At 34.3% G+C, this 7252-nt stretch carries 8 protein-coding genes and 1 pseudogene; 4 read left to right on the top strand and 5 right to left on the bottom strand.

Annotation, left to right across the window (positions count from 1 at the left end; genetic code table 11):
• The 4 genes and pseudogenes from SOP96_RS06370 to SOP96_RS06355 form a co-directional block, all read left to right on the top strand.
• Positions 1-287, top strand: a pseudogene (locus SOP96_RS06370) (IS5/IS1182 family transposase); the annotation flags it as partial.
• Between the two features lie 31 nt (positions 288-318).
• Positions 319-1332, top strand: a complete 1014-nt coding sequence (locus SOP96_RS19995) for an RHS repeat-associated core domain-containing protein (RefSeq protein ID WP_411911979.1) — start codon at positions 319-321, stop codon at positions 1330-1332.
• Positions 1329-1949: a CPBP family intramembrane glutamic endopeptidase gene (locus SOP96_RS06360; RefSeq protein ID WP_326320161.1), complete on the top strand. Its 621-nt coding sequence runs from the start codon at positions 1329-1331 to the stop codon at positions 1947-1949. The genes SOP96_RS19995 and SOP96_RS06360 overlap by 4 nt, the downstream gene beginning before the upstream one ends.
• A gap of 369 nt (positions 1950-2318) precedes the next feature.
• Positions 2319-2693, top strand: coding sequence for a hypothetical protein (locus SOP96_RS06355; RefSeq protein WP_326320160.1), 375 nt, complete (start codon positions 2319-2321; stop codon positions 2691-2693).
• Positions 2694-2879: 186 nt separating this feature from the next.
• On the opposite strand, the gene SOP96_RS06350 is transcribed toward SOP96_RS06355, so the two are convergent.
• From SOP96_RS06350 to SOP96_RS06330, 5 genes are all read right to left on the bottom strand, one after another.
• Complete coding sequence (locus SOP96_RS06350) at positions 2880-3278, bottom strand: hypothetical protein (protein ID WP_326320159.1); 399 nt, start codon at positions 3276-3278, stop codon at positions 2880-2882.
• A gap of 184 nt (positions 3279-3462) precedes the next feature.
• A complete protein-coding gene (locus SOP96_RS06345; protein WP_326320158.1) occupies positions 3463-4230 on the bottom strand; it encodes a LytR/AlgR family response regulator transcription factor in 768 nt (255 codons plus the stop codon).
• Complete coding sequence (locus SOP96_RS06340) at positions 4227-5321, bottom strand: sensor histidine kinase (protein ID WP_326320157.1); 1095 nt, start codon at positions 5319-5321, stop codon at positions 4227-4229. The genes SOP96_RS06345 and SOP96_RS06340 overlap by 4 nt, the downstream gene beginning before the upstream one ends.
• A 130-nt stretch (positions 5322-5451) precedes the next feature.
• On the bottom strand, positions 5452-6021 hold the full coding sequence (locus tag SOP96_RS06335) for a porin family protein (protein ID WP_326320156.1): 570 nt from the start codon (positions 6019-6021) through the stop codon (positions 5452-5454).
• A 413-nt stretch (positions 6022-6434) separates the two neighbouring features.
• Positions 6435-7112, bottom strand: coding sequence for a YceI family protein (locus tag SOP96_RS06330; RefSeq protein ID WP_326320155.1), 678 nt, complete (start codon positions 7110-7112; stop codon positions 6435-6437).
• Positions 7113-7252: the final 140 nt, after the last annotated feature.

Here is a 7252-nt window from a genome sequence, read left to right as displayed (position 1 = left end):
TTGTGAATGCAGATTCGGGAWTTGACAGTGAAAGTTTAAGACAGAAATTAGAAATGGAGGAAATAACAGGCAACATCAAAACCAATCCCCGGAATGGAAAAACAGTAGATAATGATCATTATTTTGATGAAAAGCTGTACGAAAACAGATTTAAAATAGAGCAGGCAAATGCATGGTTAGACGGCTTCAAGGCTTTGCTGATAAGATTTGAAACACTGGATATTACCTGGAAGAATATGCACTTTTTGGCGTTTTCTCTTAAACTAATCAAAAAATTAAAAGTTTAAACAACTTCATTATTATAATTTTACGGATCATTTGGGGAACATACGTTTAAGCTATAGTGATGCTAATGGAGATGGTATTGTAACAGGAGATATTGTGATTGAAAATTGCCAGACGTTTCCCGATGGCAGTATGGCATGCAACAACTATATTACACCCGGCGAAGCAGAGGGGGTAAACAATTATTATCCTTTTGGGTTGATGCATAATGCACAATATTATAGTTTTGATAATGCGTATCAGTACAAGTACAACGGCAAGGAGCTTCAGGAAACGGGAATGTATGATTATGGGGCGAGATTTTATATGGCGGATATTGGACGTTGGGGAGTCGTGGATCCGCTCGCTGAAACTTCGAGAAGATGGAGCCCTTATACGTATGCTTTTAATAATCCTATTCGTTTTATTGATCCTGATGGAAGACAAGGAACGGATTGGTATAAGGATAAACAAGGAAATTATGTATATGATGCAAATTTAAATTCACTGAATGCTAACACAAAACTTACAGATGGAGAAAAATATTTAGGAGTATCAGCTAATGTTACTATAATCAATTCCGAAACAAAATCTTCTGTTGGTGAAATTCATTTAGAAGCGGGAGGAAATGTTACAGTTAGCGGAGAATGGGCAGATGCAGGAAATGTAAGTTACAATTCTATATCGAAAGAAGGAAATGTTGGGCTTGTTGTAGATGCGAAATTAGCAAATGGAGCAAAAATATATGGTGTTGACAAATTTACTCAAGATAGTTACAATCAATATAATTATCCAGAAATGGAGCAGTTTTCTTTCAATGCTAAGGAATTTGCACAGAGCGACTTTAAAGCTCCTGAAAAAGAACCTACAACAGTTGGCAGTGTAGTAAACAATATTGGAAAAGCTAATGCAGGAACGGGAATAGATAAAAGTTACTGTTCTGAATGCCCAAGACCAGAAGCTGGACCAGGTCCTTGGAATGAAGGAAATAGAGGTTTTCTAATTGGTACAGCAATAGATCATTTATTATATCACCATAAAGATAAGGACAGAAAAAACAAGAAATGATAAAAAGCAGTAAATATATTTTATATATATCATTATATCTTTTAATCCAAGAAATAATAGGAGGTGTTTTCATAGTTTTATTGGGACTAAATAAAAATCTTAGACTTTTAGAACATGATTGGAAAGTGGCTTTTGCCAACATTTTCATAATGATAGTATTATTTATTGTGCTTAGAAAACATATTAATCGATATATAAATCAATTAAGCTTTTCTATACAAAAAATAGGTTTATACTTTTTAATTGGAATCATATATTCAACTATATTCAACTTTATTTTTATAGAAATATATGGAGGTGATTTTTCGTTAAAGCCACACAATAAAATATTATTGTCCAGTATATTAAGTATTGTATTAATAGGACCTATTGCAGAGGAAATAATCTTTAGAGTTATTCCAGTAGAATATTTATTAAAAAAAGAAGTGTCAAAAAATTGGATTATATTTTTTACGTCACTATTTTTTAGTTTGGTTCACTTACCTAATTGGTATCAGGTTATTGCCACATTTTTATTAGGATTATTATGTTCTATTATTTACACTAAAGAAAGAAACTTACTGTATCCAATAATAATACATTTTATTTATAATGCATTCAGTGTTTTCATTGGATAAACAACACAAATCCCGATCTCGCGGATTTGTAATCCGTGAGCAATAATAAAGAACCCACCGCAATGCGGTGGGTTTTTATTTTAGAATAGTTTTCAGTTTGTTTCTGGCAATAAAAGCATCAATAAGCGTAAAGACATAATCTTTGTCTTTGTCGGACATTTTATTGACTTCCTTTACTTTTCCCGCTACGCAAAGTCTCCCGACTTTGTGCGGATAAAAATAACCCACCGCAGTTGCGGTGGGGTTTGTGTTTTATAGAGCAGCTACATTTTTATTAAGGAAGTCTTTAAATTTTTTGGTGGTAAGCATTTTTTCCCAAATACAACGGAAATATTGCCGAAGTAGACTGGAAAACAGGCGTAAGCCCAAATGAATCTCTTAAAAGATAGGAATATGTATATGATGGTTTTAACCGTTTATCGGCAGGATTTTATCAGAACGAAACCAATCCTTCTCTGGGAATATTACGAAAAAGCAACCTATGACCTGAACGGAAACATTAAAACCATTAAAAGAACCGCCCAAAGAATGGGGGCAACTGCCCTGTTGATCGATAATCTTACGTATGATTATGAAAACAGCAATATGAGCAACAGGATAAAATATAATGTAAATGGCAATATATATGTAGAATCGGATGGTTTTCTTGAGTCTCAAAAAGTAAATGTGGGAGATATTATCAAAGTTAAATATTCAATTGATAAACCAGAATTAATGATCACAGAATTTAATGAGTATTTTTAATCTCCCCCATTGGCGCAAGCGTCACGCTCGAGCCGGTAAAATAAAAGAACCCTCGCAAATTGCGAGGGTTTTGTCTTTATAAAAACGGCGGCATATTTATTTTTAGGTTTTATCGCAGGTTTAGAATATAATAAAGCTGGTTTCAGAAAACACGGCAAAAGTAAAATAAAATGATACAAACAATTTCTATTTATACTTAATGAATGTTGCGTAAACTTTCTTTTGTTTTATATCGGTTGTCACCGTTGAAGAATTGAATGTGCTCCTATCCTTCTTTTTATGGTTTACAGACCCCGTATTTGATTGAGAATTGCTGATTGTTTCCTCTTCCATATTAAATACAACAGCATCTGCGCCCTTTAATTTAGCAAGATCAGTAATTTTTCTCTGTACTTTTTCTAATGACCGAAAACCTTGTCCCAGTTCGGTTTTTCCCATCACCTCGTACTTCTTTTCAATATCGTTAACATCATAATATTCATCCACTTTTTGAGTAGGAGCATACGATTTTCCAAAATATTTTTGAGCATTAATAGTGTTTGAAAACACAAAACCTATCAGCACAATCAACAATGATTTTTTCATTTTTTGTAAATTTTAAATGATTATAAATTTGATGAAAATTATTATTTCAATAAGAACTATACTACAAATGTAGATCGATAAACCAAATTGATAGGCCCACAAATAAGTGAAATGATTAAAATCAAAGTTGAAATGTCAGCAAAAAGATATGAATGAAAACGTATCACCATCTGAAATTGCAAAATTAATAATCCAGCCACTGTTTTAGCGCCGTGGCTTTTAACCTGCTCACTACAATTTTCTCCTGGCACTGCTTCACATCCAATTTTAATTTTGAGTTGAAATAATTATGCACTTTCACAATAGAGTTGATATGAATGATATATTGACGATTGGCTCGAAAGAAATATTTTGGATCCAGCTGCTGTTCCAGAGTTTCTAAAGTGTGTGAAATGATATTTCTGGTACCGTCATAAGATATACTGAAAGTTACACCCAATTCTGAATAGAAATAAGCAATTTCGTTAACATTTAACAAAATGAAAGCATCCCGATGAGGCAGTAAAAATCTTGTTCTGTATTCCTTCATCTGAAAAGATTCCAGAAGATTTTTAATGACTGTTTGCTGTTCCGTTGAAGATTTCTCGAATTGCTCAAATTGTATTATTGCCGCTTCCAGCTCTTCACATTCTATTGGTTTCAGCAAATAATCAATACTGTTGTATTTAAAGGCTTTAAGTGCATATTCGTCATAAGCAGTTGTAAAAACTACCGGAGATTTTACCTCTATAAGATTGAAAATTTCAAAACTAGAGCCGTCTGATAAGCGAATATCCATAAAAATCAAATCCGGCCCGTCTTCTTTTGAAAGCCACTCCACAGATTTTTCTATACTGCTCAAAATTGTAACAACTGTATATCCGGGTCTTATTTTCAATAAGATTCTCTGCAGACGTTGCGCATTTACTTCTTCATCTTCAATAATTAAAATTCTTTTGATTGACGACATCATATTAAAGGTATTTTTACGGTGAATGCAGTTTCAGATTTTTTTATTTCAGGCTTCCCTTTTGAGAGTAAAGCAAGTCTGGCCGTTATATTTTCAAGCCCGATTTGCGATGAATGCGGCTTTTTCAGTAGCGGAAGTATGTTGTTTTCTACAGTTAATTCAGCAGATTCATTGACGGAAATTTTTATGATCAAAGGATTTTCTTTTGCAATCCTATTATGTTTGATTGCATTTTCTACCAATAATTGTAGCGTTAGCGGAGCTAATTTAAGATCCAGATTCTTTGCATCTACCTGTATTTCAAAAATAACTCCATTGCCTATCCTGTGCTTTAACAAAAATAAATAGGATTGCAGAAATCTCAGCTCGTCCCGTAACGAAATGAGCTGTTTTTTTGAGTTGATTAAAAGATAGCGATAAACTTTAGCGAAATTTTCGGTATACTCAAAACCAAGTTGCTGATCTTTCAGAATCAGCTCAGAAAGTACACTCAAATTATTAAACACAAAATGAGGATCCAATTGTAAGCGAAGCGCGTGCAATTCGGTTTCCGCAGCTATCTGCTTGTTTTTTGCTGCACTTATTTGGTATTCTGCAGCTATTTCTATTGCTGACTTCCAGTTGGCTGCTAAGTAACCCACTATATTTATTATGCTGATAATCAACGAAATAAAAACCATACTTAAAAGATATTTCCATCCGTCATTTTCTGAGATATTAAGCTCATTAAAATTTATTTTTGAAAACTTAAAAATTACCGTCATCATTACGGAAAAAATGAGGATCAATAAGCTTGTAAAAAATATTTGTGTAACTGTTTGCACAAATAGCCTTCCTAAGGCAAACTTTGTCCAGGGCATCACTCTGTTTAGCCGTTGATCAATATACAGGCATAGAAAAACCATTGCAGCACATATCGCCAAAGTACCGATCATATCAAACAGTATTTTATAAAGTGGCAGATTAAAATAGTTCTCGTGATAATTGACAGGTTGTATCAAAAACGGAAGCAAATACATCCCTGTAAAAGTGATAAAAATCAACCCCGATTTTTTCAGCTGGTCACTTCTTTTACTGTTCATTTGATAATCCATAGAATGTTCCAATTTAAGCAAAAATTATTTTTCAGTGATGCTCTTTAGTATAATAAAAAAGGAAAGCGAAAAACTTTCCTTAACAATAGATGATTGACAGCTTAATAGAAATTGACGTGAAAACTCATCATCAAAATATTTCGAATCCTAAGCCAAGTTGTATCTGTCTGCCGGTTGCTTTATTTTCTGTTCCGCTTATATCATTCAATCCCCAAACATATCGAGCCGAAATAATAAAAGGCCTTATATTCAAATCTACACCGCCTACAAGACCAATATCTGAACTTCTGAAAAGTTTTGTTCCGTTTTCAAGTATATTTTTATCAGAATCTGTTATGAAACTGAATTGCGGACCGGCAAGAAATGTCAATGCGCCCTGGCTGTTAATTCTGAACAACACAGGGATGGTAATGTAATTCAGTTTTTTACCTCTTCCAAAAGAATCAAACAGAACATCACTGTATCGATCGGATATTTGTGTATTAGACTGATTGAATTGTACTTCCAGCTGCAGCCCAATCATTTTAGAAAAATCATAATACGCATATCCACCCAGCTGATAACCAAGTTTATACTTTTCACTGAAAGACTTACCATCAATTTTGGTCATATTCGCTCCTGCCTTTGCTCCTAAATGGATCTGTGCATGTGCGCTACAATATGCAAATACCAACGCACTTGCTAAAAAGAACTTTCTCATTATAATTAATTTTGTTTAGTTTCATTTACAAATTGATTTACGAAGTTAAGTCGGAGGCCTTCCATAGAAAATCGGTATTGCAATGAACTGACAATATTGGATGGTAAAGTGTAGAACCTTGAGAATAAAATAATAAATGCTGTAATTTTTGTCGGCTAAATCGTAAACATTTCTATAAGTGTTCTCCGCCGGCGCAAGCGTCACACTTAAGGCTAGATAAGAAAAGAGGCTGTCTCGAAAGTGAGACGGTTTTTGTAAGGATAAAAAAAGAGTGTCAAAGACCCTTCCTCAGCTGGTATGAACGTATGGTTTGTTTTAAAAAAAAACTACCGCATTGTACTGCCATAAAAAAAATTAAACTTTTTTAATGGCAATACAAAACGGTAGATTATTTATATCTGATAGAATGAAAACTACTTCTTCGCTTTTACATCCACAGCAATTTCAATATCCTTGCTGATCATCCATTCTGCAGTATCGGCTTCGGAAGTCCCGAACTTGATCCCCCAGTCTGCCCTGTTTACCGTAAACTTCGCCTGAATAGAAGCCGAAGTTTCCGTTACGTCAACTTTAGCCGGGAACGTAACATTCATTGTTTTTCCGGATAACGTAAGATTTCCGCTTACTGTTTTGTTGGCACCTGCAACCGCATCTGCAGAAGCGTTACTAAGATCCGTTACACTGGTAATTTTGAAATCCGAAGTTGGATTTTTTGCCGTATCGAAAAAATCAGGATTTTTAAGATGGGCTTCAAGATCTGAATATTTCTTGTCTTTTTCCGTAACAGAAGCAGGATCAACTTTAATGGAATTCATATCAATCACAAAATTTCCTGCGGCAAGCTGCCCTCCTTCAATACTCAGGTCACCCGATTTAATGTTAAGAGTTCCCCAACGAGGAGCCAGTCCTCCTTTATGGAAAGCCTTCCAGTTCACTACAGAAGCAGCCGTATCTACAGCCAGCATTTCCCCTTTGCTTTCAGCTACCGTCTGTTCCTGGGCAGTTGATGCATTTTCAGCAGTTTTTTCCTTAGTACATGAAGCGGCAAAAAGACCTACTCCAACAAGAGCAATAACACTCAGTTTTTTCATATTTCAATTGTTTTAAAAGTTTATTACTGGTTCCCGAAATTATTTCCGGATTAATTTTTCAAAAGTAGATAACTTCCTCATGCTGATTCTTACCATACATCAAGAAATCAATCCGGTATAAAATTTCAGCATATCAATAT

It is taken from the genome of Chryseobacterium salviniae, from assembly GCF_035819015.1.
Taxonomy (GTDB): domain Bacteria; phylum Bacteroidota; class Bacteroidia; order Flavobacteriales; family Weeksellaceae; genus Chryseobacterium; species Chryseobacterium salviniae.
This window is presented reverse-complemented; position numbering and strand designations above follow the sequence as displayed.

Excerpts from the sequence above, each read along its gene's own strand:
- SOP96_RS06330 (WP_326320155.1), bottom strand. The coding sequence starts at position 7,112 with ATGAAAAAACTGAGTGTTATTGCTCTTGTTGGAGTAGGTCTTTTTGCC.
- SOP96_RS06335 (WP_326320156.1), bottom strand. The coding sequence starts at position 6,021 with ATGAGAAAGTTCTTTTTAGCAAGTGCGTTGGTATTTGCATATTGTAGC.
- SOP96_RS06350 (WP_326320159.1), bottom strand. The coding sequence starts at position 3,278 with ATGAAAAAATCATTGTTGATTGTGCTGATAGGTTTTGTGTTTTCAAAC.
- SOP96_RS06360 (WP_326320161.1), top strand. The coding sequence starts at position 1,329 with ATGATAAAAAGCAGTAAATATATTTTATATATATCATTATATCTTTTA.
- SOP96_RS06355 (WP_326320160.1), top strand. The coding sequence starts at position 2,319 with ATGAATCTCTTAAAAGATAGGAATATGTATATGATGGTTTTAACCGTT.
- SOP96_RS06340 (WP_326320157.1), bottom strand. The coding sequence starts at position 5,321 with ATGGATTATCAAATGAACAGTAAAAGAAGTGACCAGCTGAAAAAATCG.
- SOP96_RS06345 (WP_326320158.1), bottom strand. The coding sequence starts at position 4,230 with ATGATGTCGTCAATCAAAAGAATTTTAATTATTGAAGATGAAGAAGTA.